This is a genomic window from Arthrobacter sp. THG-b23 (assembly GCF_059091265.1).
This window is the reverse complement of record NZ_JBNHGM010000001.1, coordinates 740,242-766,078: the sequence shown is the minus strand read 5'-3', so window position 1 is coordinate 766,078 and position 25,837 is coordinate 740,242. Positions and strand designations below refer to the sequence as shown.

At 60.9% G+C, this 25,837-nt stretch carries 20 protein-coding genes; 14 read left to right on the top strand and 6 right to left on the bottom strand.

The features are described 5' to 3' along the window. Window positions 1–25: 25 nt before the first annotated feature. The 5 genes from AC5RVD_RS03680 to AC5RVD_RS03660 all read left to right on the top strand — a co-directional run bounded on the left by AC5RVD_RS03680 (window position 26) and on the right by AC5RVD_RS03660 (window position 6,607). A complete protein-coding gene (locus AC5RVD_RS03680; protein ID WP_493973046.1) occupies window positions 26–946 on the top strand; it encodes an SDR family NAD(P)-dependent oxidoreductase in 921 nt (306 codons plus the stop codon). Further along, window positions 943–2,610: an FAD-dependent monooxygenase gene (locus tag AC5RVD_RS03675; RefSeq protein WP_494126025.1), complete on the top strand. Its 1,668-nt coding sequence runs from the start codon at window positions 943–945 to the stop codon at window positions 2,608–2,610. Before AC5RVD_RS03680 ends, AC5RVD_RS03675 begins: the two co-directional genes overlap by 4 nt. A 249-nt stretch (window positions 2,611–2,859) precedes the next feature. Next, window positions 2,860–3,687 carry an enoyl-CoA hydratase/isomerase family protein gene (locus AC5RVD_RS03670; protein WP_493957969.1) on the top strand — a complete coding sequence of 276 codons (828 nt, stop codon included), beginning with the start codon at window positions 2,860–2,862 and terminating at the stop codon, window positions 3,685–3,687. Window positions 3,688–4,205: 518 nt separating this feature from the next. Continuing rightward, a complete protein-coding gene (locus AC5RVD_RS03665; protein WP_494126024.1) occupies window positions 4,206–5,141 on the top strand; it encodes an SDR family NAD(P)-dependent oxidoreductase in 936 nt (311 codons plus the stop codon). A gap of 368 nt (window positions 5,142–5,509) precedes the next feature. Beyond that, window positions 5,510–6,607, top strand: coding sequence for a sugar ABC transporter substrate-binding protein (locus AC5RVD_RS03660; RefSeq protein WP_494126023.1), 1,098 nt, complete (start codon window positions 5,510–5,512; stop codon window positions 6,605–6,607). A 315-nt stretch (window positions 6,608–6,922) separates the two neighbouring features. Here AC5RVD_RS03660 and AC5RVD_RS03655 read toward each other — a convergent pair whose 3' ends face one another. From AC5RVD_RS03655 to AC5RVD_RS03640, 4 genes are all read right to left on the bottom strand, one after another. Beyond that, window positions 6,923–7,936 (bottom strand): alpha/beta hydrolase, encoded by a 1,014-nt coding sequence (locus AC5RVD_RS03655; RefSeq protein ID WP_494126022.1) that lies wholly within the window; start codon window positions 7,934–7,936, stop codon window positions 6,923–6,925. A gap of 171 nt (window positions 7,937–8,107) precedes the next feature. Further along, window positions 8,108–9,358 carry an oxidoreductase gene (locus AC5RVD_RS03650; RefSeq protein ID WP_494126021.1) on the bottom strand — a complete coding sequence of 417 codons (1,251 nt, stop codon included), beginning with the start codon at window positions 9,356–9,358 and terminating at the stop codon, window positions 8,108–8,110. 94 nt (window positions 9,359–9,452) lie between these two features. Beyond that, window positions 9,453–9,761, bottom strand: coding sequence for a muconolactone Delta-isomerase (locus tag AC5RVD_RS03645; protein WP_494126020.1), 309 nt, complete (start codon window positions 9,759–9,761; stop codon window positions 9,453–9,455). A 138-nt stretch (window positions 9,762–9,899) separates the two neighbouring features. Beyond that, on the bottom strand, window positions 9,900–10,652 hold the full coding sequence (locus tag AC5RVD_RS03640; RefSeq protein ID WP_494126019.1) for an NADPH-dependent F420 reductase: 753 nt from the start codon (window positions 10,650–10,652) through the stop codon (window positions 9,900–9,902). A 276-nt stretch (window positions 10,653–10,928) separates the two neighbouring features. Between AC5RVD_RS03640 and AC5RVD_RS03635 the strand changes: the two genes are divergently transcribed. The 4 genes from AC5RVD_RS03635 (at window position 10,929) to AC5RVD_RS03620 (ending at window position 15,340) form a co-directional block, all read left to right on the top strand. Then, on the top strand, window positions 10,929–12,026 hold the full coding sequence (locus AC5RVD_RS03635; RefSeq protein ID WP_494126018.1) for a sugar ABC transporter substrate-binding protein: 1,098 nt from the start codon (window positions 10,929–10,931) through the stop codon (window positions 12,024–12,026). 82 nt (window positions 12,027–12,108) lie between these two features. Beyond that, window positions 12,109–13,677 carry a sugar ABC transporter ATP-binding protein gene (locus tag AC5RVD_RS03630; protein ID WP_494126017.1) on the top strand — a complete coding sequence of 523 codons (1,569 nt, stop codon included), beginning with the start codon at window positions 12,109–12,111 and terminating at the stop codon, window positions 13,675–13,677. Continuing rightward, window positions 13,674–14,705: an ABC transporter permease gene (locus AC5RVD_RS03625; protein ID WP_494126016.1), complete on the top strand. Its 1,032-nt coding sequence runs from the start codon at window positions 13,674–13,676 to the stop codon at window positions 14,703–14,705. Before AC5RVD_RS03630 ends, AC5RVD_RS03625 begins: the two co-directional genes overlap by 4 nt. Before the next feature lie 95 nt (window positions 14,706–14,800). After that, window positions 14,801–15,340 (top strand): nuclear transport factor 2 family protein, encoded by a 540-nt coding sequence (locus AC5RVD_RS03620; protein WP_494126015.1) that lies wholly within the window; start codon window positions 14,801–14,803, stop codon window positions 15,338–15,340. Window positions 15,341–15,749: 409 nt separating this feature from the next. Here the strand turns inward: AC5RVD_RS03620 and AC5RVD_RS03615 are convergent, their stop codons facing one another. Continuing rightward, complete coding sequence (locus AC5RVD_RS03615; RefSeq protein WP_494101558.1) at window positions 15,750–16,625, bottom strand: isocitrate lyase/PEP mutase family protein; 876 nt, start codon at window positions 16,623–16,625, stop codon at window positions 15,750–15,752. A gap of 182 nt (window positions 16,626–16,807) precedes the next feature. On the opposite strand from AC5RVD_RS03615, the gene AC5RVD_RS03610 reads away from it, so the two are divergent. The 5 genes from AC5RVD_RS03610 (at window position 16,808) to AC5RVD_RS03590 (ending at window position 23,219) form a co-directional block, all read left to right on the top strand. Then, the gene (locus tag AC5RVD_RS03610; protein WP_494126014.1) at window positions 16,808–17,650 is read left to right on the top strand and encodes a crotonase/enoyl-CoA hydratase family protein; all 843 of its coding nucleotides are present in this window, start codon (window positions 16,808–16,810) and stop codon (window positions 17,648–17,650) included. Window positions 17,651–18,047: 397 nt separating this feature from the next. After that, a complete protein-coding gene (locus AC5RVD_RS03605; protein WP_494126013.1) occupies window positions 18,048–19,304 on the top strand; it encodes a M24 family metallopeptidase in 1,257 nt (418 codons plus the stop codon). A gap of 181 nt (window positions 19,305–19,485) precedes the next feature. Further along, complete coding sequence (locus AC5RVD_RS03600) at window positions 19,486–20,367, top strand: alpha/beta hydrolase family protein (RefSeq protein ID WP_494126012.1); 882 nt, start codon at window positions 19,486–19,488, stop codon at window positions 20,365–20,367. Between the two features lie 427 nt (window positions 20,368–20,794). Beyond that, window positions 20,795–22,246 carry an MFS transporter gene (locus AC5RVD_RS03595; protein WP_494126011.1) on the top strand — a complete coding sequence of 484 codons (1,452 nt, stop codon included), beginning with the start codon at window positions 20,795–20,797 and terminating at the stop codon, window positions 22,244–22,246. 217 nt (window positions 22,247–22,463) lie between these two features. Then, window positions 22,464–23,219: an NADPH-dependent F420 reductase gene (locus tag AC5RVD_RS03590; protein WP_494126010.1), complete on the top strand. Its 756-nt coding sequence runs from the start codon at window positions 22,464–22,466 to the stop codon at window positions 23,217–23,219. A 738-nt stretch (window positions 23,220–23,957) separates the two neighbouring features. Here the strand turns inward: AC5RVD_RS03590 and AC5RVD_RS03585 are convergent. Continuing rightward, entirely contained in the window at window positions 23,958–25,586 is a 1,629-nt protein-coding gene (locus tag AC5RVD_RS03585; protein ID WP_494126009.1) for a flavin-containing monooxygenase, read from the bottom strand. Window positions 25,587–25,837: the final 251 nt, after the last annotated feature.

Genomic DNA, 25,837 nt, shown 5'->3' with positions numbered 1-25,837 from the left:
CAATGACTACAAAGGAGCGAAATCAATGACGACGGCTCGAATCCTTGATGGAAAGCACATCCTCATTACCGGCGCAGGCCGGGGCCTCGGAGAGGCGTATGCCCGCGCTGCAGTTACAGAGGGCGCCCGGGTAGTGATCTCCGACATCAACGCCGAAAGCGTCGAGGCGGTGGCTGAGTCAATCAACAGGGAGGGCGGCGAAGCTCTGGCCGTCGTGGCTGATGTCACGGATTGGGACAGTTGCGAGCAACTCGTCGCGGCCGCGGTGAGCCGGTTCGGGAAGCTGGACGGCTTGGTCAACAATGCTGGCTACCTGGATCCTGTCACTGCCGGCGAAGAGACGGAGACCCATATTCGCCGCCATATAGACATCAGCGTTTACGGCACCTACTTCATGTCGGTTCATGCGCTTCCAGCGATGGAGGGGCGGGGGTCCATCGTCAACGTGACGTCAGCCGCGCAAGTTGGGCTTCGGATGATGAGCGCGTACGCCGCGGCCAAGGGCGCAGTCGCCTCCCTGACCTTCGCCTGGGCCAATGAGTTCGGCGCCCAAGGCGGGGCCATTCGAGTCAACGCCATGGCACCCCACGCCGACACACCCATGATGGCGACGGGCACCGCGGCCTACACGAAGTACTTTGGCGGCAATCCGGTTGCACCGCCGCCGTCGTCCAACGCCCCCGTCGTCCTCTACCTGCTGTCCGACCTGAGTGAGGGCGTGAACGGCCAGGTTGTCCGCTTGGCAAACGGGCGCGAACTGATGCTGATGTCCCACCCGACCGTCGTCGATTCCCCCCTCACCCGCGAATCCTGGACACCGCTCGACGTCAGCGCGGCGTTCGATGATGTGCTGCGTGCGAAGATGCAGCCGTACGGCCAGCTAACGTACACGGACACACGTTTTATCGAGCCCGAACTAGTTGAATTTGCGGGAGTGCGTAAGTGAACGAGACAACCGTTCGCGTGAAGCACAGCGCCGACGTCGTAATTATCGGAGCCGGTCCGGTCGGCCTGACGGCCGCGATCCTCCTGGGCCGGTTGGGCATCGACACGCTGGTGATCGAGCGTCGGACCGAACGATCACGCCACCCCCGGTCGCGAGCCGTCAACGGCCGCACTATGGAGGTGTTTCGCGGCCTCGGTCTTGCGGACGAGGTGCGGGCCGCGGCGCTTCCTGGTGCACCACAGCGCTTCCTCGGCCGGGATGCCGTTTCACCGTGGCGTTCGGTCGTCCCGAGCGTTGAGAGCGCGGACGCGCCGGCGGACACCCGCTTAGGTCCAGAGACCCTCAACATGGTTCTGTGCTCACAGGACGTGCTCGAACCCATTCTGGTGGACGCCGTGAAGGCTGAAGAGACTGTCACGATGCAGCTTGGCAAGACGGTGTCGGGAGTGAATGACACCGGGAGCGAGGTCACTGTGTCGATTACTTCAGACGATGGCGACGTGGAGGTCTCCGCGAAATATGTCATCGCCGCCGACGGCGCGGCCAGCCGAGTGCGCACTGCCTTGGGGATCGGGGTCACGGGTGACCTGAACCTGCAGACGGCGGTGAGTGTGCTGTTCCGCTCACCGGTCATCCGACGCCGTACGTCCGACCCATCGGGCTTTATCTATCTGGATAATCCGGACACAGTCGGGACCGCCGTGATCGCACCGGTCGACACCTCCGACAGGGTGGCGATGCTCGGACGCCCGCTCATCATGGACGAGATGCCCTTCGAGGACATCGATTGGAAGGCCCAGTTGCACGAGGCGATCGGCGATCCCGAGGAGGAGATCGAGTTGATCGACGCCAGGACCTGGACGGTGGGGGCTTGGGTCGCGGATCGCTACCGGTCCGGGCGCATCATGCTTGCGGGAGACGCTGTTCATGTGATGCCTCCGTACGGAGGCTTCAATCAAAACACCGGCATCCAAGACGTTCACAACCTCGCGTGGAAGTTGGCGGCCGTCCTCGAGGGCTGGGCGGATCGCGACCTCCTGGCCACCTATGAGCTTGAGCGGCAACCGGTTGCCAAGTTCAATGTCGCCGAAGCGGTTCGTAATTTTCGGTCGATCATTGGAAACGACGACGACGCCCCGCGCTCATTCCGGCCCGAGAACTTCGAGCACCCAGGGCTGGACATCGGATTCCGCTACGACCAGGGGGCGGTAGCGGGCGTTACAACATCGGATGCCAGCTGGCCGGTAGGAACTTTCGTTCCGACGGCCGCAGTCGGCGAACGCGCACCGCACGTCTGGCTCGACACCGCGGAGACGACGTCGACGCTCGATCTCTTCGGGGATTGTCTCGTCATACTCGCTCGTGCCGGTTCGGAGCCCGCAAAAAAGGCGGTTGAATGCGCGAAGTCCAACGGAATACCGTGCCGCTGGGTCTCGTTCGGCCCGTCAGGAGACTTCGTCACCGCTGACGCGGCGTGGGCGGCCGCGTACCAAGTGGCCGGAGACGAAGCGATCCTGGTGCGCCCCGACGGTCATGTGCTCGCCCGCCTAACCACCAGTGATCAGCAGGCCGCGGATCACGCGTTGCTCGTCTACGCCGGCCGCGCCGTTGGCGACTACAGCGGAAATCAAGCCAGAGGGCATGTTGCTCGGGCGACTCTATGACCGGCTATTGGGGCATGCCCATCGGCGGGAACCGGGCGACGGCAGGTGCTGCGACCGCTGAAGGGTGTTCGACGCAAATCGGGCTGCTGGCACTACGACCCGAAATGCGAGGCGTTGCCGAGCATTCGCTGAGTATCGGAAAAGTATTGAAACTTGCAAGATGCGAGTATAGGGTTCATATGACGAGAGTCACACTCGTCCCTTAGCCACAGCTGACTACCCGTTTCACCACGAACAAGGAGATTCACAATGGCCGTGACAAAGTTCGAAGACTACAAAGACAAATATGATCACATCAAGCTGGAGCGCGATGCTGATGGCATTCTGCTCGTCCAGCTTCACACGAATGGGAGCGACGTCGAATGGGGTTTGCCGGTTCACGATAACGTCGCCGACGTGTGGCACAACATCGGGAACGACCCGGAAAACCGGGTGATCATCCTGACCGGGTCGGGCGATACCTTCATCGATAAGGAAATTCATATCGATGATCATCACTGGGTCACTTCCGATATCTGGTTCCATTTGCATAAGGAGGCCAAGCACCTGGTGCTCGACCACCTCGCCGTCGAGGTTCCGATGATCGCCGCTGTCAATGGCCCCGCGAGGATGCACAACGAGCAGGCGCTGCTGTGTGACATCGTCATCGCATCCGAAGACGCCGTATTTGGCGATCACGCGCACCTCGCCCAGGGAAACGTACCCGGCGACGGAATGCAGCTTATCTGGCCGCTGGTCATCGGGCTGAACCGCGGCAGGTACTTCCATCTGACCGGCCAGGAGATCACTGCCCAGCAGGCGTACGAATGGGGTGCGGTGAACGAGGTGGTGCCCAAGGACCAGGTCGTCTCCCGAGCCTACGAGCTCGCCCGAATGCTTGCCGCCAAGCCCAAGCTGGCACTGCGGGCAACCCGCATGCTGATGGTGAACGAGCTCAAGAAGGCCATGAATGACGCCGTAAGCCACGGGATGATGATGGAGGGCTTGGCCGCCATGGCAGAAGGAGGCTGGAACCCGACTCCGCTCACTGGTCCGGAGCTCGCCGCGAGCTGGTCTCGTGTCGGGATGTCCTCGTAAGGCCAATAAACGGCCAGATGATGCCGCTACGCTGTGGCTGGCACGCCTAGCGGTTGGGAGCCATCCCGGCGGAGAATCGCGATTCAGTCATCGCAGAGGCGGCGACGTCTGTTGCCGCCTCTGGGGTGTCAACCACAGCGAGGAGCTCGCAGCACAAACCTCATCCGTGGCGCAAACGCTTGACACGTCCGGCCAGCGATGACGACTGAGATCAAACCCTGAGTGGGTATTCCGAAAATGATTTTTCTGTCGTAATTCCCTGTCAAGTAGCGCGCTTCTCACACACATTTTCCAATCCACGCGTATCTCGTGACTACGCCGCCCGTTGAGGAATGGTGCAGCCAAGGGAGTACTGACGTCGCCGCGGCTGATCTCGGTCACGGCCCTGACATATTGTCCGCTCTTTGCCATGAGCAGAACGGCTACGGCGCGACTAGGAATTCATGGAGCGCCCTGTCGCGGCCGCAGCCAGTTGAGGCCGGCGGCCATGGAACTCAGTTTGTACAGGAAGGTATGAGATGAATACGAAGTTGGACTTCGATGGCCGAGTGGCGATCGTCAGCGGTGCAGGCCAGGGGCTAGGCCGCGACTATGCGATGACCATGGCTGAGCGGGGAGCTCACGTCGTGGTGAACGACGTTTCAAGAGCCGACGCCGAGAAGACGGTCAGCGAAATCCTTTCAAACGGTGGCAAGGCTATCGCCGACGCGCACGATGTCACCCTGGACGCGCCAAGTATCGTCCAGACCGCATTGGATGAGTTCGGGCGGCTGGACATTGTCGTGAACAACGCCGGAATCATGCGGGCCGCGCTTTTCGCCGACCAGCCTGTCGATGAGTTCTGGAAGGTGTTCGATGTCTCGTTTCGCGGGACGGTCGAGCTCACTCGGGCGGCGTGGCCGCATCTTGTCTCTTCCGGGACCGGGCGGCTCATCCTGGTGTCTTCCAGTGGAATCCTAGGTGATGCCGGTGAGTCGGCTTATGCCGCCGCGAAAGGTGCGGTCTGGGCCTTTGGCAATGGCCTCGCAGCCGAGGGCAAGCGAGTGGGAGTGCAAGTATCGACGATCATGCCGACAGCATGGACGCCGATGACGGAAGCTTTCTGGGCCGATTTTCCAGAGGTCGCGTCGGCGTTTCGCGACAACATGGGGCCCGAGCATGTTGCGGCCTTCGTTGCGTTCCTGGCCCACCAAGACACCACCGTAGGCGCAGACTTCTACGCAGTTGCCGGCGGGCACGCGAGCCGTCTCGTGGTTAGCGCGCTCCCGCGGGTTTGGGCCGCGGAGAGCACCCCCGAAGGCTGGGCCAAAGCTGCATCTGAACTGGCAACGGACTCAGATGTTCTGACCCCGTATCGCTCCACGACCGAGCACGCGCTCGACGAGGTGATCGCAACCAACCCCGCGGTCGAAGACACTTTGCGCAGCCTCAACGTCGCCGATTTCGTGGCCTAAAACGGCGACGTCCCCAGGCTAGTAACGGACTGAACACCCGCGTCGACGTACTCGCCTCCAACAAGGGCGACACAGGGCACTCGCAACCACAAGTGAACAGTGAGCCCTGGCCACCGCAGATGGGAGCTTGTTGTTGCTTGCCACCCTCACCTCGGAAAATTCCAGCCTTGTATACAGCATCACCGCCCCGGTCGGCTCGGTAGCGGGCAATAACGTTGTCCTCTCTCAACGGGAAGCCATGTTCAGAAGGGAGCCTGCTGAGCCGCTAGGGGCGCGTTGTCGCGATGGCGACCGGCTCGTGACGTCGTCACTTGGTCGTATTTAGATAAGTTGCAGCCGTCAACTTTGTTGACATTGAGGAGATATGAATGCGTACGATGAAGTCGCGTTTCATGGTGGCCGCCGGGTCTTTGACGGTTTTGCTGGCAATGGCCGGTTGCGCGGGCAACGCCAGTGGGAGCCCGGCAAGTGAGGGTCCCGCGGACACTGTTGCGGTCGATGTCGGCGATGGCAGGAAGGTCGACCTATCGACCAGCCCAAATCTGAAGGTTGCCGTTTTTATGCCGGGAGTGGTCAACGCATACGGACTGACGCAGGAGCGTGCCGCAGAGGAGACGGCCAAAAAGCTCGGTATGGACATGACATTGTTCGACGCCGGCTTTGACTCGCACAGGCAGATCAACCAAATGCAGACCGCGCTGGCGTCCGGGGAGTACGACGCCGCGGTAGTTCAGGCGCTCGATGGCCCGGCGGTGTGCAAGATCGCCACTGAGGATTACCCAGAGGCAAACACCCTTGTGGTTGCTCTGATCACGCCGCTTTGCGAAAAGGGCACGGAACAGACCGGGGAGTCGCTTGAGGAGGTGTGGGCGCCGGGCACACTGAACTTCGTGGGTAGCAACAACATTCTCGCGTACATGGAGGGCTGGTTTGCCGCCGCAGCCGAGGCCAACCCAGGCAAGCAGAACGTCTTGGTGGCTTTGGGGCCGGCAGTCGGCGTGCAGACCAAGGTGGCAGAAGTCGCTCTGGCGAAGTTGGCGAAGGACAACCCCGACTACACGATTGACACGATCTACACCGACTACACGGCGACTGGCGCATATAACCAAGCCCAGACCTACCTGCAAGGCCATCCCGACACAACCCTTATCCTGTCGATCTACACACCTGACATCTCCCAGGGCGTCCTCCAGGCCGCGCAAGATGCCGGCCTTCTTGAGCAGATCAACATCGTTGACCAGGGCTTCGGGGAGTTCCAGATCGAACAGATAGAGGCTGGGAACGTCCAAGCCTCAACATTGCACTTCCCTTATTACGCGATGAAGGTGTCCCTTGAATCCATCGTCGCGGCGCAGAACGGGAACCCCGGTCCCCGCTTTGTGGATGACTCGCTCATCGGCACTGCGGAGAATCCCTTCGTGGTGACCAAAGAATCGCTGTCCGAACTGCCCGCCGAGTTGCGCTAGCGGAGTTTCTGTTGGGGGTTTCCCGGGCGCCGACCTACTCGACCAAGGCGGTGAACGCGGTTTTCGAGGCCCTGGTTGAACGAAGCCAATTCGTTCAACCAGGGCCTCTTCCTTCAAGGGTTTTGGTCCGACGCCAATACGAAACCGGAAAGAGGCACCTTCCTCGTTACCGCCGCACGACGAAGGGGGTCAACAATGAGGGCATATAGCTGGGCACCGGCGGCTTTGGCGATACCTCGAGCACGTGGCCAGGAACTACCTCCTGGGCGGAGGCGGCCAGCAGCGTCTTCGTGGCAGCAGTTCGACCAGGCCGCGTTACTTACACTCGAAAAGTCTCCGAAACCAGTCCGCCTGAGCTCCGCGGGCGGATTTTGACACTTCGGCGTGGGGCGCCAGCTGGTCGAAACCATGGAAGCCACCCGACCAAACGTGGAGTTCCGCGATTCCGCCCGCGCGCCAGATGGCGCTTGCGAATGCCACGTCCTCATCGCGGAATGTCTCTGCGGAGCCCACATCGATGAAGGTTGGCGGAAGGCCGGATAGATCAGCACACCGGGCAGGGGCTGCGTAGTACGGCAAGTCATCGTCGCCGCGAGCTTCCCCAAGCAGCGCTGTCCAGCCAGTTTCGTTCGACGTCCGGTCCCAGATTCCTACGCCGGCCATCTGCCGGGAGGAAAGGCTGTCATTCCGATCATCCAGCATGGGGCTCCGTAGGAACTGGCCGAACAGCTCTGGACCGCCACGGTCACGTGCCATCAGCGCCGTAGCGGCGGCCAGCCCCGCTCCCGCGCTGCCACCGGCAATGACAATACGCTCGGCATCGATGTTCAGCTCTTTCGCGTTTTCCGAAGTCCAGACCAATCCCGCATAGCAATCTTCAAGGGGTCCGGGGTAAGGGCTTTCAGGTGCCAGCCTGTACTCGACCGAAACAACAGCCAGTTGCAAATCCCGTGCGATGTTCAACATTGTAGGGATACCCGAGCGATTGTCGCCGAGTATCATTCCGCCGCCGTGAATCCAATAGATCGCCCCCGTCGGGGCAGTCACCCCGTTGGGTCGGCAGATCAACAACGAGATCTCTGGGGCACCTTCCGAGCCGGATACGTTTCGGTCCTCCACCCGGAAAAACCCACCACAAGAGAGGGCCTCATTGGTGAGTGGTTCAGCGCCAGCTGCGGCGCGCACCCGCATTTCCGCGATGTTCTCCAGGCGGTAGGCGTCCGGGGGGAAGGTCCCATTGATCACCGTGAGCGCAGCGGCAAGTTCGGGATCGAACGGCGGGTGGGCCCCAACCTCCGGCGTTGAGGGATGAAAGGCTTGAGACGTCATCGCTAAGACTCCTTTGGATACGCCGGGCTCTCTGCCTGGAGTTCTCGATTCTTTGGTCAAGTTTGGATTCTGATCAAGGTGTCTGATGGGTCTCCGAAGCGTGTCCAGGGCTGAGATCCACTTGGCCCGAGGATTCGGCGGTCGTATGCGAGTTCAGTGCAACAACGATCATCAGGCGCCGCTGAGGGAATGCTCTTTCCGGTCGAAGGGGACAATTTGAGCGTAATCGCCGGTTTTCATCTTCTCGACCCAGTTGGGATCTGCAATTAGGGCTCGGCCGAGGGCGACGACGTCGAACTCGCCCCCTTCGAACTGCTCGGCGAGATACGCGAGGCGTTCCTCAAGCGACTCACCAATAATCACAGGAATCTTTTCTGCTGAAGCCCCTGCCCCTCGGAACTCCGTGTTGACGCCAACGGAACCAACGGTAATGACCGCTTTGCCGGTGAGACGTTTGGCCCAGCCCGCGAGGCTTAGGGTCCGGTCATCGTGCGGGAATTCGGGCAGCCAGTGTCGGCGGGTGGAGGAGTGGAATACATCGACTCCCGCATCGGCGAGCGGTAGGAGGATCCGCTCAAGTTCTGTGGGAGTCGTCGCGATCTGCTCGTTGTACCGGTCCGCCTTCCATTGGGAAAACCGGAAGATCATCGCAAAATCCTCCCCGACGGCGGAGCGAACGGCTTTCACGACTTCCACGGGCATTGCCATACGGTCCCCGAATCGGCCCACGCGTTTGTTTGTCCGTTGCCAGATGAATTCGTCGAGGAGGTAGCCATGAGCCCCGTGGAGCTCGATGCCGTCGAAGCCGATCTGCTTGGCAAGGCCAGCAGCCTCGGAAAAGCTTGCGATGACATCGTCGATCTCGCGAACAGTCATCGGCTCACCGAGCGGCCTGCCATCCAAGTCGATCCCTGACGGCGATTGTGGGGGAACACCGGGGTTCAGGGGTGAAGACGTGCCGCGCAGCGCCCCCACGTGCCATAGCTGGGGGACGATGGCCGCGCCCCCGGAATGAGCGGCAGCCACTACCTTCTGCCAGCCTTCAGCCGTGTGTTTCGTGAAATGCGGCACGGTCCTCTTGTGGCCGGAGGCCTCGCCGCCAATGTAGGTGCCTTCGGTGATTAGCAGCGCGACACCGCCCTCGGCCCGAGCGCGGTAGTGGTCCGCATTTTCGCTCGTCGGCATTCCATCGGGCGACATCTCACGGGTCATGGGTGCAAGAGCGAACCGATTGCGCAGACGAAGCGACTTTACTTCGTACGGGGAATACAGTGGCGCCAGGGGGCCCCTGGGCGAGGTGCATGTGCGGCTGTCTACAGCTTGTTGCGGCTCGATCTTGATCTCCTCGTCGTTCAACCGGCCGAGGCCGACGTTCCACAGCACGGGCATGAGCCGGCCACGTTGCCCCTGATTGCCACCCACCAGATAATCATAGTAGGAGCGTAACGTTCGTCATTCTATGGAATCATGACGGGGATGCTCGGTCAATACACGTGGTTGCCCGGCTCATGCCCCGCTATTCTTCTTCGCCGGCCTGGATTCTCGCCCAGCGTTTGGTGGTGGGATGCTCGACGAGCGGGGTAACTGTGATGTCGAGGAACTGGAAGAGGGGAAGGCTGGTCAAGATCTCGTGGAGTTCTTCGTTGTCCTCCACATCCCACACGGCCACTGCAGCGTAGGCTCCTGCCTTGCGCCAGATGTGAAGTTGCTTGCCGTTTCGCCGGGCTTCCATCCCGTAGTCGCTCTCGGCCTTCGTCAACGCTTCCCACGTGTCGGCAGCGAGTGTTTCAGGCTTGTTGACTTGTATGTCTACTAGATACAGCATGGATCCACCTCAAATTCGTACCATGATGGCGCGCCTGCCGGTCTTGAAAACCGGTGCACTGGGTGCTGCCGGCGGCGTGCCGGATGTGCCTTGATATCGGTTCCGCGTCGGGAAGGCGTGGCCTGTCACGTCACGTTCTCACATATATATCGCGCGATTAAGCCTCACCAGGTAGTCGCCGTAGCCGCCGCCGACGGTCGTGCCGCCTTGGGTCCTTTCGAGGATGACGGCCATGGTGACGTCGCGACGACCTGGCAGCCGGTCCTTTTCGGCCGAGGCGAGGGCGGCGGGCATTTGCTCAAGGGTGAGGTCTGTGCAGTAGGCCGGGGCCGCTACTTGCTGGCGCCACGAATCTGCAATCGATCCTGCGTCGTAGGCGTCAAACCCGGTGTCTTCGACGAGTTGCATCGCCACGGCACGATCGGCGTCCCGGTCCGCGGCTACGGGGATGGCGATCCGGCCGGGGTGGCCCGGTTGAGCCGCTTTGCCTGCGAACGACTCCGCGGTGATCGCATTCCAAGCCTTGGCGATGGGACGTCCGAGCTGTTCGGAGACCCAAGCGCTCTCGACCTGGCCATTGTCGATTGCCGCGATCTTCCCATCGCGCATTGGGTAGTAGTTCGAGGTGTCGATAACCATCGTCTCGGGTGCGGCGCCTTTCACCAGTGAGGCGATCTCGGGGATGCGGTGCATCGGGACGGAACTGATGAGGACGTCGACGTCGGCTACGACCTCATCGGCTGGCACTGCCTTCGCTCCGGACGTCAGCAGCGATGGATCTATTGTGCTCGGGCCGCGGGAGTTCGCAACCTTAACATCGTGCCCGCCCTTGCTCAACCGTTGCGTGAGGGTGGCGCCGATGGATCCGGCACCAAGGATTCCGATTCTCATAAGTCATTCCTTCGCTTAGGTGGGGCGTCCAGATAGAGCGTCCGAAATCCGTCTGGGGGCTCGGAGCAATGGCCGGTGCACCGCGCCCCACCAGCGCCCCGTAGCACTCATAATACGCGCGTTACGATAACGACATCAGAAACATGAAACTTTTCGTTGACGGATCCTCGCGCCGCCCAGTAATCTCGGCGTAGTCCCACGGTCGCTGAGGAAGAGCGCGCAACACATCAGATGCATTCCGGCCGATGACTACGGCCCAAGAAACCCAGGAGAACCATGCGTACAACGAAGTCGCGAGTCGTGCTTGCTGCTGGATCGATGGCGGTGTTGCTGGCCATGGCCGGTTGCGCGGGAAACGCCAGCGGTAACCCGGCAAGTGAGGGCTCCTCTGACACCGTCGCAGTCGATGTCGGCAATGACATTGCAGTCAATCTATCCACCAAGCCCGGCCTCAAGGTGGCCGTTTTTATCCCGGGCGTGGCCAATGAATTCGGCCTGGAGCAGGAACGCGGGGCGAAGGAAGCTGCCGCGGCGCTGGACATGGACATGACCCTGTTCGACGCGGGCTATGACCCGAACAACCAGCTCAACCAAATGCAGACTGCAATGACCTCCGGAAACTTCGACGCCGCGGTAGTAATGGCCCTCGACGGCGTGATGTCATGCAAACTCCTCACCGAGGATTTCCCTAAGGCAAACATCCTTGTGTCAGTTTCATCTGCGAATCTGTGCCAGGACGGCACCGATCCGGAAGGTATGTCGACTGACAAGGTCTGGTCGCCGGGCACTCTGAACTACGTGGGTAGCAACAACACCCGCGAGTACGCAAACGGCTGGATCGCCGCGGCAGCAGAGGCAAACCCAGGCAAGCAGAAGGTCCTCGCTGTTCTTGGCCCGGCGACGAACACGCAAACGCGCGTTTTAGAAGCCGCAATGAAACAGTTCGAGCAGGACAACCCCGACTATACGTTTGATCCGCTCTACACCGACTGGACGACGCCTGACGCATACAACCAGACTCAGACCTACCTGCAAGGGCATCCGGACACCACCGTGATCATGTCTGCGTCCTCGCCTGACATCACACAGGGCGTCGTCCAAGCTGTGAACGAGGCTGACCTGGACGGCAAGATCAACATCGTGGACCAGGGTCTGGGCGACTACCAAATGGAACAGATAGAGGCCGGGAATGTCCAACTCTCGACGCTGCTCTTCCCATACCACGGGATGAAGCTAAACCTGGAGTCCATTGCCGCCGCGCAGAGCGGGGACCCGGGCCCTCGCTACGTGGATGATTCGCTCATTGGCACTGCCGAGAAACCCTTCGCGGTCACGAAAGAAACGATCTCCGAACTGCCCTCCGAACTACGCTGACGCCGCAGTCCACCAAGACTAAAGGGCCGGGGCGACGTCCACTCGAACGTCGCCCCGGCAAAGATAGAAGGAAGTACTGGCAATGGAGCGTTCGCAATCGGACCCCACTATCGCCGTCGCACTTAAAGCGGTATCCAAGACCTACGGGGCCACGCGCGCCTTGATCGATGTCGACGTGGAGATCCACGAAGGAACAGTGCACGCACTTATCGGTGAGAACGGAGCCGGCAAGTCCACAGCGATGGGCACTATCGCTGGTCGCGTTGACTTCGACGAGGGGGGCGTCGAAGTCTTCGGCCAACCGCTTGAACCGGGGAATCTTCGCGCGGCGCGTCGCAGCGGCGTGTCGGCCATCTATCAGGAACTCACGATCGTCCCGCATCTGGATGCAGCGGCGAATGTTTTTCTTGGATCCGTCCTGTCCCGGTTCGGAGTCCTCTCCGACAACGAGATGCGTCGTAGATACGTCGAGTTGTGCGACGAGTTGGAGGTCAAGGCCCTTCCTGCCGGGGTGCCTGTGGGCACCTTCTCTGTAGCAGAGCAGCAGTTGCTCGAGATCATGCGCTCCCTCGTGACCGACCCTCGCGTGATCCTCTTCGACGAACCGAGCGCGTCGCTTGCCGTCGAGGAGCGGGAGGCGCTCTATAGCGCGATCGAAGGGCTACGCAAGCGCGGCGTCACTATCGGGATCGTGAGCCACAATTTTGACGAAATCGAACGGCTCGCCGACCGGATAACGGTTTTTCGGAATGGCCGAGCCGTCAACACGAGCAGTCGGGGGGAGAAGTCGCGCGCCGAACTGGTGCGCGCGATGCTCGGTGAGCAGCGAGCCGACCAGACCCTGGGCCGCGAGCTGATGGGGAAGCCGGTCGATACACACGAGAGCCTCCACAAATTGGGCCTCGCGCCGGTCCTTGAAGTGGTCGGCCTAACAGTTCCCGGGGTCATCGAGAACATCGACCTGGAGGTGAAGCCGGGGGAGATACTGGGCATCGCCGGTCTTGTAGGTTCCGGCCGCTCGACGTTGTTGAGGGCGATTGCCGGTGCAGAACCCACTGCACGAGGCGTCATCCGCCTGTCCGGAGCCGAGTCGGCTTGGCCGCGAACGGTTCGCGCCGCACGAAAACTGGGTATCGGGTTGATTCCCGAAGATCGCAAGGGCGAGGGGCTGGTGATGACTCGCAACGCAGCGGATAACGTTGCGCTGTCGAATCTTGGCGGCGTCTCATCAGGTGGGGTGATCGCACGAAGGAAGCTCCGTGCAATGGTCGGCGAGGCAGCAGCCAGTCTGAACTTCCCGGTGGCCCGACTCGGCGAACGCAGCGACAGGTTTTCTGGCGGCAATCAGCAGAAGTTGCTGATGGCACGGTGGCTGTACGATCGCCCGCGAGTGCTCCTCGCCGACGAGCCGACACGCGGTATAGACGTCGGCGCGAAGGGGGAACTCCTTGAGGCTCTACGGGCGATGGCTGCGGATGGGGTCGGCGTGATCGTGGTCTCATCCGAGCTCGAGGAAGTGCTCGCGGTATCCGACCGGGTGCTCGTCGTCGCTAAGGGCCAAAGCATGGGTTTGATGGAGCGAACTAGCGACCACCCGATCGCAATGGAAGACGTACTGCAAGCCGCATTTGGATTAAAGGAAAACGCATGAGCACCACGACTAACAAACCCCCGACTGGCACCGCCAAGGACGGGTTCAAACTGTCCGGTCTGAATATGACGACAAAGAATGGGCTCAATCTGCGGGAGAGAGCCTCGAGCCTCGGAATGGTTTGGGTGCTCATCCTTCTCGTCATTGCGGCAATCATTCTCAACCCCCGCTTCCTAAACCCGGGCAACCTGGTCAACCTGCTGAGCCAGAACGCTCCCGTCGGCATTATCGCCGTGGGGATGACATTCATTATGATCGCCGGCGGTTTTGACCTTTCGGTGGCAGCAGTGCTGGCTATCGGCGGAGTGTCCTACGCAACTTTGTCCCAAATGATGCCCGCGGGCCCCGCGATACTCATTACGCTGTTGATCGGAGCCGCTCTCGGCCTGATCAATGGCTTCCTCATCACGAAGGCGAAAGTGAATGCCTTCATCGCGACCCTCGCGACCGCCTCATTGTTCAGCGGCCTCACCTTGCTGTACACGAACTCCAAACCGGTTCCCATGGCCGCAGGCGGCTACGGTTTTCTCGCCGACGAAAAATTCCTCGGCGCGCCCCTCTCCGTCTGGTTACTTGCGATCCTGATTGCAGCAGGATGGTTCGTGCTTTCCAAGACCGTCTACGGTCGCGGAATCTATGCGATCGGCGGTAACAACGAAGCCGCCCGACTGGCAGGACTGCCGGTGACCGCCCTCCGGGCAAGCACCTTCGCTCTGACGTCGATGCTCGCCGCGCTAGCAGGAATTGTGTTGGCGTCCGTGATTGGTGTCGGACAGCCTGGCGTGGCCGTGAACGTCACTCTTAACTCGATCGCGATCGTGATTATCGGTGGGACTTCATTGCTCGGTGGAGAAGGCGCCATGTGGCGCACGCTCGTCGGGCTCCTGATCTTTGCGGTTATCAACAACGTCTTCGACATCCTTGCATTTCCTCAGTCAATGCAGGAGGTCGCTCTCGGCGTGATCGTGATCGCCGCGGTATCGCTCGACGCATACACGCGTTCACGCAAGAGGTCCGGCGAGGCCTGATACGGCTCGTCCACAACCAGTAAATGAATATGGACGAAAGTCCACCCAAGAAAAGCCGGGCCGTTCGTTGGCCCGAAATAGATAGGATGAAATAAATGCCACTGACAGATGCACAGTTGACTGAGTTGTACGATAAGCAGGCGCTCCACGACAACCTGATGCTGTATGTGCGAGGCGCGGACCGGCACGACCGCGAGCTCATGCTGTCGACATACTGGCCCGATTCGTTCGATGATCACGGTGCCTACGTAGGTGATGGCCCGGGCTGGGCTGATGCAGCCATGGCCTGGGAAGATCAGATCCACAGTTGTAACCACCACGTCACCAATGTCCTGTCCGAGATCGACGGCAACCGGGCCAGGCGCGAAAGCATGTTCATCTGCGTTGTTCCGTTTAAAGATCCCGAAGTCACTATGTTCCAAGCCGGCCGCTACCGCGATCTGTGCGAGAAGCGCGACGGCGTGTGGAAGATCCTTCACCGCACCTGCGTCTGGGACTGGATCGACGTCAGGCCGATCAACTCGGACTGGGACATCGTCAACGTACCTCGCGTCTCCCACTGGGGAGCCTGGCGTACAGAAGACCCGATCTACAAGGACTGGATCGAAAGTCTACCCACCGAATACACCAGGTAGCCTCAGTCGGAGGTTACACCGGCTGCAAGTATCCAGCGTCTCGATTCCCAGCGTCGAGCGCGTCCTCTCGAGCTAGCGGTCTACCGAGCCTTCGTTGCTATCTTCGGGGTTCAGACCAGTGGGAATTATCAGTGCAGTGGCTCCGCCGAGGTCTTCCTGGCGGAGCCACTGCAACAGGTGGAGCGCCGGGCCGCCGATGCGGACACCGCTCAATCGACGGCAACGGGGACCGCGCGATGCAACCTTGACCCACTTCCTATCGGAATGGCGTCTCCTGACTTAACTCCAAGGCGCCGCTGTTAACCGACGGGAGCTGGGACATTGATGGCAACTGCAAGCGCGGCGCACGGAGGGCTATCCAGCTGCAATCAAGGCATCAAGGCGATCTACCGCACAGGCAGCCGAAGAGCTAGGAATATCCGAACCTTCTAGCGCGTTTGGCCCATTCTGGCGCATCAACGGCCTCCATGATGGGAGTGTAAGCGCCCCCGGCCGATTCACCCTCCAGCAGTTCCCCACGTTCCAGGCGGACCAGGTTTTCGCGAAAACCTGCCACCGCTCCGTTCACCGTGTTGATCACCAGCAACATTTTCACGCCGGCCGCTTCGAGTTCCCGCCGCTCCTCCAAAGTCGGATTCTTCACGGTCACCATCACATACTGGCCGGGGACGATTGCCGCGAGCTTGGGTAGATCGAGAAGCGGGTAGCCGCACGGATAGAGCATGTCGGCGCCGGCAGCAGAGTAGGCAGCCATACGCTCGGCGAGATCTTCGAAGCCAAAACGGCTCGCATCCGAACGTGCGACGATCACGGTGTCCCTGGACGTACGGGCTTCTGAGCAGGCCCGGATGATTTCGCTCATTTCGTCGACACTGCGCAGCTTTAATTGCGGCTTCCAGCGCTCCCCATCGTCTTTGCGGGTCCAGAAGTGCTTTGTTGCGGGCACCATGTCCTCGACGAGGAGGGCGGCGACGCCTGCTTGCTCGGCAAGCTGGACGCCCCGGAACGCTTGTAGCGGCGATCCTCCTGCATCATCGAAGTCAAGAATAAGCGGAAGATCGGTCGCCGCGGTGATTCGACGGCCGGCTTCGATCAGTTCGCCTTGGGAGATGAAACCGTTATCGGGAACGCCGTAGTGAAAGTTCGAGTAGGTGCCACCGGCAATCAGCACGACGTCGAAACCAGCTTGCTCGACCAGCTTCGCGGAGAGCGCGTCATATGCTCCGGGAGCGATGATCATCTTGGAGTCAGCGAGCAGCTCGCGGAGTCGTTGCGCGGGTTTCATTCCCGTTTCCCTTCATTTCATAGGAGAGGACGTGGTCCGAACCAAAGGTTGACCGGATGGAGCCGTGCAAGCTAGCAATGTTCATACTACGATATGTACATTCATACTTTGATAATCGCCTACTGTGCAAGCCAGCCCGAGCGGATTGGTCCTATCAGTAAGACGCCCGAAGGAGGAAACGTATGAAACAGGCCGGGCCCGGAGCGGACGCAAGCAGTAACGCGGACGACGAAAGCGTTCAAGTCATTAGCTCGGGAGGGGTGCGCGTCATCACGATCGCACGTCCTCAAAAGCGTAATGCGATTGATCGACGAACCGCCATCGCGCTTGCAGCTGCCTTCGATGCCTTCGACGCGGACGAGTCTTCGAGCATCGCGATCCTCACCGGGGCTGGCGGGTACTTCTCGGCAGGGGCCGATCTCGTATCGGTCGCTAAAGGTGATATCCCGGTCTTGGAAGGACGCGGGTTTGCAGGCATCACCCGCCGCCCCCCGGTGAAGCCTGTCATCGCGGCCGTTGAAGGGTTTGCCTACGCGGGCGGGTTCGAGCTGGCCCTCGCGTGCGACCTGATCGTCGCCAGCGCTAGTGCATCCTTCGCTTTGCCCGAGGCGAAGCGGGGACTCATCGCGGCTGGCGGCGGGCTGCTCCGCCTACCGGATCGCATCCCCTATCACCTCGCCATGGAGTTGGCGCTGCTTGGCGAGCCGATCACGGCGGTACGTCTCGCCGATCTTGGTCTCGTCAATAGGCTTACGGACCCGGGCAAGGCGCTCGATGTAGCGCTCGAACTCGCGGGAAAAATTCAGCTAAGCGGGCCAGCCGCAACGAGGGCCACCAAGCGCATCATCATCGAGTCGCGGTATGCGACTACGGAAACCCGCTTCGCTGAGCAGGAGAGCATCGTCGCTCCGTTGCGGAGCGGGCCGGAAGCGCGTGAGGGTGCCCTCGCTTTCGTGGAGCGGCGCGAGCCGGCCTGGGCCGCCGCCGCGCAAGGCACAACTGTGAGGCCTGGAGATGTGAAGTAGATACCCTTCTGAGAACGCACATCCCAGAAGTGCTACCGGTCAAGCTGCGGATCCCTGTGCTCCGGCCATTGCCAGGAAGTCGTTTCCGGCAGCGTAGGCCTGATGAATGCGGGTGAGCCACACGCACCGTACAACCCGCAATAGAACGAACTCTGACGCGCCTTCCTATCTAGTTGGCGTTCATCGCCATGTCGGTCCGGTGCAGCATGCTCTTAGCGTTATTCCTAGTGAGGATCGGCAGCCAAACCGACGCACCGACATCGAAGGAGATCCGGTGGGTTTCCCAAAGTCTCTGGGATAGCCGTAGCGCTCGGAAGGCTCGAACGCATCGCAGCGGACGACGACCCCCGATCGCCGCGAGATCAGCCCGTTGGCGCTTACATATGAAAGGCAAGCAATGCCCGCAAACTACCAGAAATTGCACTTCGGACCTGCGCGTTCAGAGCTTCACGTCGGCGTTGATGTGGATCGAATGCGCCGTGAGCGTGCTGATCGAATGCGTTCACTTATGCGTGAAAAGGGTATACCCGCACTCCTGCTCACGGGTGCGGACAATGTCCGCTACCTGACGGGATTTTGGTGGGGTGAATTTTCGCTCCAAGTCGGCTACGCATTGTTCTTCGCAGAGGACGAACCCATTGTGTTCTCACCAGCGGGGTCCCTTCAGCAAATGCCTGACCAGGCACCATGGATTTCGCAGTGGCGCCCAGCCATCTCCTGGCTTGGCGGCGTAGCGCCCAGTTCGGCCATCGCCGAACTGTCGGCCGCGTTCGCTGCCCAGATTCGCGAGGAACTCGCCGCACGTTCGCTCACCGGCGAGCGATTGGCAGTCAGCGAGATCGATCAGGCCGGCCTGGCGGCGCTGGCGGATGCCGGAATCGAAACACTCCCGGGGCTCCCCTTGTTGCTCGAATGCTCAACGATCAAGACAGCTGATGAAATCGCCTGCATTTCGATGGCGGCGAGCTTGAGCAACGCGGGATTTGAGACCACACGGTCGGCACTGAGGCCCGGAGTCAAGCAGGCCCAGATTGCCACCATGGCCCGTCGCGCGATCGAAGATACCGGCGCAGAGGTCGGAGCGGCGCGACTGTTGTCCGGGCCGCTGTCGTTCCCGCGGGGGATCAGTGGTGGAGATCGCATCGTTGAGCACGGTGACCTCGCCTACCTACTCACCTGCGGCACTTCCTACATGGGGTACACAGCGTGCCTGTACCGTCAGTATGTCGTCGGCCGCCCTCCGACTCCAGCCGAGCGGTCATCATACACACGACTCACGGATCGTTTGGATCTCGCGATGTCGCTGATGAAACCGGGTGCCAGCACAGCGGACGTGGCTGCAGTACTTGCACCAGCGGAAGACCTGGGTTTTGCGTCGGAGGCAGAATGCTTCAGCATCGAACTCGGGCACGGGATCGGCTTGGTAAACGCGGGGTCGCGAGCTATCCACTACAACCCGCCGGTTATCACCCGCGCGTGGTCGCTTGAGCACCCGGAGGAGATTCAGGAAGGCATGGTGATCGCCATCGAGGGAATCGAAGGGGAGCACCGGGTCGGAGGTGTCCGCCTGGAGAACCTCGTCGTCATCACTGCAGATGGTGCGGAGCTGCTCGACCACTACCCACGCGAGGAGATGGTGCAAACCGCGGGATAAAGACCCACCTCGAGCTCGAACGATTTGAAGCGAAGCGGATGGACTAAGGGCGACTGGGCTCCGACGCCAGCATGTCACTGCTCCGCGAACGGCGAGTGTGCTTCGAGAAAGCAAGCCGGGGGAGTTCCCCTTCACTGCACTACCTTTGGCCAATTTTCTAATGCATTGGAGCGTGACGAACATGAACTACCAACCCCTGATCGATGTCGACGACGTGATTACGGATCCTTCGGTTGTTGATCCTGAATATCCCCCAGAGCATTTCGTCACTCATTTCCGCAGCCACGGTGATGTGGTGCATGCCAGCCTGTGGATCGCTCAAGGAAAACAACCCAAGGGCATGCTCGTGCTCGCTCCCCAAATGTACGGTGGGGACCGACTGGAGAGCCTGATCATCCCATTGATGAACTCCGGCATTAGCGTGCTGACATTCCAGCCACGGGGCATGTGGGACGGCAACGGTCAGCACACATTGATCAGTGCCGTGGAGGATGTGAACTCCGCTGTTGAGTTCCTCCGCACTGCCGACGAACGAGGCCAGCGCACACCTAGCGGCGCAGGATACCGCGTTGATCCTTCAAAGATCGGGGTCTTTGGGCTCAGCGGAGGCGGCGGCAACGTTGCGATGGCGTCGTGCGCCGAGAACGACGACGTTGCCTTCGCGATCGCCATAGCTCCGCAAAACCTCGAGCTCATACGTGATCCAGCGTGGCTTGACCAGCCTGGGAATTCCGCGTCGATGGCTGAGGTCAAGGCAGAGACGGCAGGTCGTGTAGACATGCCGAAGATGCTCCGCGGCATGCGGGAAGAAGACTTCGACCGCTTCAGCATCATTGCTCTCGCTCCGCGCCTGACCCGCAAGAAGATGCTCTTGGTGGGCGCGGCCCACGATGCTACCGGGCCTGTGGAGTACCACCACGTTCCGATCGCCAAGGCCCTTCAGGAAGCAGGCGCCGCCGGACTCACCGAGGTCATCTTGGACACTGACCATCTCTTCTTGACCAAGCGTGTGGCCCTCGCTCGACTCGTGGTTTCGTGGCTGCGGGCTGAGCTCGATCTGTGAGGCGAGACAGAAAAAGAGGGACACGCCCCGACGCCGAGTACTTCCCTATGGCACCCGCAGCCCGCCTTGAGAACGGGATGGCTGGAATCAGGGTGCACCGCCGTTCAATGCCTAGGGTTTTCACCGCCGAACCAAAGCCGCGAACAACCGGCAAAGCTGTATTTGGCGCATTTTCGTAATTGACTGGCGTCGCTTCCCATCCCGGTCCCGTGCTGCCCGCTCTTAGCGTTATTCCTGAACGAGATGACGTAGAAACCGACGCAGGACAAAGACAGCGATCCGAACCGGTAACGGGCCGGCGGATCAGATACAAATACTCCGGTTAGTGGTGCAGGGCTCGTTCCGGCACAGACCCGACGCGGTGCCACGGTGCCCCCCGCGTTCAACAATGACCCCAGCGACTGCTGGGCCAAACCAAGGATGGTCAATGATGACACGATCCACATTGGTCGACTCTCGTATCGGCCGCAACACATCGATAGTTGCGCTACTTCTGCTCAGCGGCGTAACACTCGACATCCAGTGGGGCACCCTGTCCCCGCTGGCCGGGACGATTGCGACAGAATCAGGGCTGTCGGGATCGGAAGTCGGCTGGGTCTTTAACGCGATGATGGTCGGAAGTGCCATCTCCGTGAGCCTGACCGCCCGCTTGGGTGACATTTACGGACATCGCAAGGTCCTCATCGCACTCACCGTCCTGGGAATGATGGGATCGGTTTTAGCGGCGACCGCCAACGGTTTTTGGCCTCTGGTGGCGGGTCGATTCCTCTTAGGTGTGGCTATCACCATCCCACTGAGCTGGGGGCTCCTGCGTCCGCGCGCTACCGCACGTCAGATCCGACTCGTTTCGTTAGCCCTCACGCTTGTGTTGTCAATCTTCACACCGCTCGCACTAGTTGTCGGCGGCTTCATCGTGGAATTGGGATTGCCGTGGCAAAGCGTCTTTTGGGTGAGCTTCGCTCTGTATGCAGGGCTGCTGATCCTCGCCCTCGTCTCATCTGAGACGCCCGCAGCCGCACGTGCTGTCGTTCGGATGGACTGGTTCGGCGCCGTAGGGCTCGGGATTTGGGTCACGGCACTGCTGGTCGGAATTAGTGAAGGTCCGGGTTTGGGCTGGACGTCACCGATCGTGCTCGGCTCGTTTCTTGTGAGCGTAGTGGCATTGGCTGTGTGGGTCGTCCAGCAGCGAAAAGCGCAGGAGCCACTGATGTCGTTCCGCGACATGGACCGCCGCCAGGCTCTCATCGGATTTTCCGGGATCCTCTTGATCAGCATTGTTGGCCAGGGCATGTTCATCGCACTGCCGGCACTGCTGCAAACCCCGACCTCTTCAGGGTTCGGGCATGGTCTGTCTCCCCTTGAATCTTCATACGTGCTGATCGCGCTGATTCCCGGCGCAGCACTGGGATATCTCTGGACACGGTGGGGCCTGAATCGATTGGGTCCGAAGATCGTCATGGTCGTTTCCGGAGCCGCTGGGATCGTCGTCTACCTCGGTCTCGCGTTTGCGCACGACTCGGTGTGGATGGCCTATGTGTGGACGTTCCTATACGCCCTGACTATTCTAAGCTGCGTAACCGCCGCGTACGCACTTGTTGCCTCGGCCGGGCGTCAGGACAACATGGCGACGACGATCGGCATGCAAAGCATCGTTCAGTTCGCCGGGTCGACGGTACCCGTCGCGATTGTGTTGAACGTGCTGGTGCCTGGCGCCGATGGATTCATTCCAGAGGCAAAGTTCGTTGACATCTACGTCGCTTTCGCCCTGGTTATTGCCGTGTTCGTCATTGTGTGGGCTGTCTTTGCACCGAAACGTGTTACTGATCGACACGCAGTCGATACAGAGACCAATCCCGCAATGGTCCATGCTGCCCCCTAAAAGGGCTAAGAGCCGATCTCGGCAGCGCGGGAGGCAGAACGGAAGTCTCTGCCTCCCGGGACCCGTAAAGCAGAACGGGCACCTACGGGAACATTTTGGGCTAAAACGACAACCAGACGACGAATGACCGATCTCCTAGCCATCCGGCGGTGTAAGTCCCGGCAGAGACAACTGAATATGACCGACTTACCCAACTAACGAAGCGAAGGTATGACCTATGAAAATCGGGATTCTCGGTGCCGGATCAATCGGTGCCACCCTCGCCCAGCGACTGAGCGGGGCCGGACACGATGTTAGGGTAGCGAACTCGCGCGGTCCAAGCACAATTGATCCATCGCTGCTGACCTCCGGGGCGAAGGCCGTGCGAGCGGACGAGGTCGTGACTGACGTAGACGTCCTCATCACCTCCATCCCGCTCCACCGCATCCCTGAGATCGCGTCACTGGTGCAGAACGCTCCATCCAACACGGTAGTCATCGACACCTCGAACTACTACCCGATGCGTGACGGGGACATTGCGGCAATCAACGATGGCCAGGTCGAGAGTGTCTGGGTCTCTGAACAGCTCGGGCGTCCGATCGCCAAGGCTTGGAATGCGATCACCGCCGAGTCCTTTGCGGACAAAGCAACTGAGCCGGGCGCCCCTGAAAGGATCGCGATTCCCGTCGCCGCAGACGGAGATGCCGACCGCACCGTGGCGATGCAGCTCGTCGAGGACACCGGCTTTGACGCGTACGACGCGGGAGCAATTGCCGATTCGTGGCGCCAACAGGTCGCAGCGCCTGCATATTGCACCGACCTAAGTCGTGAAGAGATGCCCGCCGCCCTCGCCTCGGCGGAGAAGGACCGGCTGCCCGGGCGCCGCGACGTTGCGATGGCCGTCATCCTCGAGAGGACTCAAGGCGGCACGACCGTGGGCGTCGATGGCATGGGCGACTACCTGGTTCGACTCAACCGCGCAATATACGCGTGAGTAGGTGATTGCCGAGCTTGGCGGGGCGAATAGATCTCACTGATCGACGAACGTTGATCAGTGAGACGGCCCAACTGGATGGGTTCGTGATCCTCGCGACGGGTCTACGCCGAACGGTAGGACGGATTGGCTGCCTGCTTGGGCGGCGGACCCGTCGATCGATTCTAGACGCCGAAGGCTGCTGGGGGGGCCTTGGTCTGCCGAGCCTGGTGCTGTGTTCCGCCCATGCGCTTGAATGCCTAGTTGTACTGACCACGGACGTTAGGACACACGCGGCGTGGCCGGACGGTTCCAGGTCTCGGTGACCACCGCGGTTTGTTGGGCAAACCGCTACCGCCAGTTCGGTTAGACCGGATGGATGACGGGTCCAGCCGTTCGAACGGCAGTCCGCGCAGGACTCCCAGGCCGCAGTCCAACGGCAAGGTCGAACGCTACAACCGCACTCTGCTCGAGGAATGGGCCTACGCCAAACCGTATCGGTTTGGGCTGCACCCGAGACGGCCGTTGCTGGCGCGTCCGGGGCGGTGGCGCCCAAAGCCGTCGGGCGGCTCCGCGGGCTACCCTCAGGAGGGTACTGGTACCCGCGCTGCCGTGTTGGTGACCCCTCCCGTGTGGCCTGGGTGCGAGATGGACCGACTGAGCGCCGCCGGGGGAATCAGCGATGCCAGTATCGGTTCGAGGGCTCGTGGGCGGTGTTCAAGCGGTGAGCGGTGGGTCGAGATGGCTCGGCTGTACGGGCTATTTGGTGAATTCGAAGCCGCGGTAGTCGTTGGCGACGATTTCGTTGACTTGTTGGGCGTATTTGTCGAAGCCGCCGGCGTAGGGGATGAAGTAGCGGGAGCCGTCGTATTTGTTGACGTGGACCATGTAGTTGTCGACGGCGCGGCGCAGCATCGGTGCCGCGATCGCGTTGCAGTGTTCGCCCCACTGGGCTTCTGCCTCGAGGGTGGGTTCGATGCGGACGGCGCCCTTGTCTTCGGCGTGTTCGATGATGTCGGCGACGAAGTCCACGTGGTAGTTGTTCAGCGCGAAGAAGGTTGCCAGCACGCTGGGGCTTTGCACGCCGGTGAGGGTGAACAGGTTCGGGAACCCGTTGGTCATGATGCCCAGGTAGGTCTGCGGTTTGTAGGTCCAGCGGTCGCTGGGCTGCTGCCCGTGCTCGTTGCGTATGTTGGCCTGGTCGAGTGCACCGGTGAAGGCCTCGAAGCCGAGCGCGAACACGATGAGGTCGACCTCGTACTCGTTGTCGCGGGTCTTGATCCCGGTCCGGGTGATGCGTTCGACCGGTTCGGTCCTGAGATCGACGAGGCTGACATTGCTTTGATTGAAGATCGGGTAGTACCCGGTGTCGATGCACAGCCTGCGGACCCCGATCGGGTAGGCGGTGGGCATCAGTTTCTCGGCGGTCTCGGGGTCGTCGATCATGTCGCGGATCTTGCCGCGGACGAACTCGGCCACAATGTTGTTGACCTCCAGGTCCGTGCCCTGGTCGGCGAAGGTCCCGAGCAGGCTCTGGCCTCCGAACGCCCACCTGGATTCCAGGATCTGCTGCTGCTGCTCCTCCGAGTAATCCGATGCCTTGCCGACATTGGGCGGCATGGCGTAAGCGACAGGGGTCGCGTAGGTCTCCTCGCGGAATTGCAGGACCTTCTTCGAGAGGCGTTCTTTCTTCCTCTTGTCGGCCGGGCCGTTGTGGGCGGGAATCGAGTAGTTCGGGGTCCGCTGCAGAACGTAAAGGTGTCCGGCGGTCTTGGCGATCTCGGTCGCGGCCTGCACACCCGAAGAACCCGTGCCGATGACCGCCACGCGCTTGCCGGCGATCTCCACCGGGGTCTTCGGCCAGTGGGCGGTCTGGTGCCATTCGCCCTCGAAGTCATCCAGGCCCGCGAAGTCGGGCTTGCGCGGCTTGGAGAGGTTGCCGGTGGCCATCACCAGGTAGCGGGCCCATACCGTGCGGCCGGTGTCCGTGGTGATCAGGTACTTGTTCTCCTCCGGGTGCCACTGCGCCGACGTCACCCACGTGCTCAGCGAAAGGTTCCGGCGCACCTCCAGACGGTCGGCCACGTAGTTGAGGTACTCCAGGATCTCGGGCTGGGCAGCATACCGCTCGCTCCAGTCCCACCCCGCGTAAAGGTCCTGATCGAACATGAACGAATAGCTGTGGCTCTCCACATCCACCCGCGCGCCCGGATACCCGTTGTGGTACCACACCCCGCCAACACCGGCAGCCCCTTCAAAACCGTGCACGTCATGGCCCAGCTCAGCAAACCGGTGAAGAGCATAAATACCCCCCATGCCCGCACCGACCACAACGACCGAATACTCCTCCACCTCGCCAACGGTGTTCTGAGCCTGATTGTTAGACACGGTTTCGCTCCTTGGGCATGTTCTGACTTACTGGCGCCATCATTTGCCGGTGATGCCAAATGATTGATTAACTATCGCTATTAGGCGACGATAGTCACATTACGCTAGTTGATGCAATGTCTTTCCGCATGAAGGCTTTAGCTGCCGGTAGTTGCTGCGGGGTGTTCGGTGGTCAACGAACGTGCCATCGGGTTGCGTGATGAAGCAGGGCGGGGTCTGGCCGGATGAAGCAGGGGTGAGTCGTCCTGTGC

Bases quoted from the DNA above. Each gene is read 5' to 3' on its own strand.
- AC5RVD_RS03680 (WP_493973046.1), top strand. From the start codon at position 26: ATGACGACGGCTCGAATCCTTGATGGAAAGCACATCCTCATTACCGGC.
- AC5RVD_RS03670 (WP_493957969.1), top strand. From the start codon at position 2,860: ATGGCCGTGACAAAGTTCGAAGACTACAAAGACAAATATGATCACATC.
- AC5RVD_RS03665 (WP_494126024.1), top strand. From the start codon at position 4,206: ATGAATACGAAGTTGGACTTCGATGGCCGAGTGGCGATCGTCAGCGGT.
- AC5RVD_RS03660 (WP_494126023.1), top strand. From the start codon at position 5,510: ATGCGTACGATGAAGTCGCGTTTCATGGTGGCCGCCGGGTCTTTGACG.
- AC5RVD_RS03655 (WP_494126022.1), bottom strand. From the start codon at position 7,936: ATGACGTCTCAAGCCTTTCATCCCTCAACGCCGGAGGTTGGGGCCCAC.
- AC5RVD_RS03645 (WP_494126020.1), bottom strand. From the start codon at position 9,761: ATGCTGTATCTAGTAGACATACAAGTCAACAAGCCTGAAACACTCGCT.
- AC5RVD_RS03640 (WP_494126019.1), bottom strand. From the start codon at position 10,652: ATGAGAATCGGAATCCTTGGTGCCGGATCCATCGGCGCCACCCTCACG.
- AC5RVD_RS03635 (WP_494126018.1), top strand. From the start codon at position 10,929: ATGCGTACAACGAAGTCGCGAGTCGTGCTTGCTGCTGGATCGATGGCG.
- AC5RVD_RS03630 (WP_494126017.1), top strand. From the start codon at position 12,109: ATGGAGCGTTCGCAATCGGACCCCACTATCGCCGTCGCACTTAAAGCG.
- AC5RVD_RS03625 (WP_494126016.1), top strand. From the start codon at position 13,674: ATGAGCACCACGACTAACAAACCCCCGACTGGCACCGCCAAGGACGGG.
- AC5RVD_RS03620 (WP_494126015.1), top strand. From the start codon at position 14,801: ATGCCACTGACAGATGCACAGTTGACTGAGTTGTACGATAAGCAGGCG.
- AC5RVD_RS03615 (WP_494101558.1), bottom strand. From the start codon at position 16,625: ATGAAACCCGCGCAACGACTCCGCGAGCTGCTCGCTGACTCCAAGATG.
- AC5RVD_RS03610 (WP_494126014.1), top strand. From the start codon at position 16,808: ATGAAACAGGCCGGGCCCGGAGCGGACGCAAGCAGTAACGCGGACGAC.
- AC5RVD_RS03605 (WP_494126013.1), top strand. From the start codon at position 18,048: ATGCCCGCAAACTACCAGAAATTGCACTTCGGACCTGCGCGTTCAGAG.
- AC5RVD_RS03600 (WP_494126012.1), top strand. From the start codon at position 19,486: ATGAACTACCAACCCCTGATCGATGTCGACGACGTGATTACGGATCCT.
- AC5RVD_RS03595 (WP_494126011.1), top strand. From the start codon at position 20,795: ATGATGACACGATCCACATTGGTCGACTCTCGTATCGGCCGCAACACA.
- AC5RVD_RS03590 (WP_494126010.1), top strand. From the start codon at position 22,464: ATGAAAATCGGGATTCTCGGTGCCGGATCAATCGGTGCCACCCTCGCC.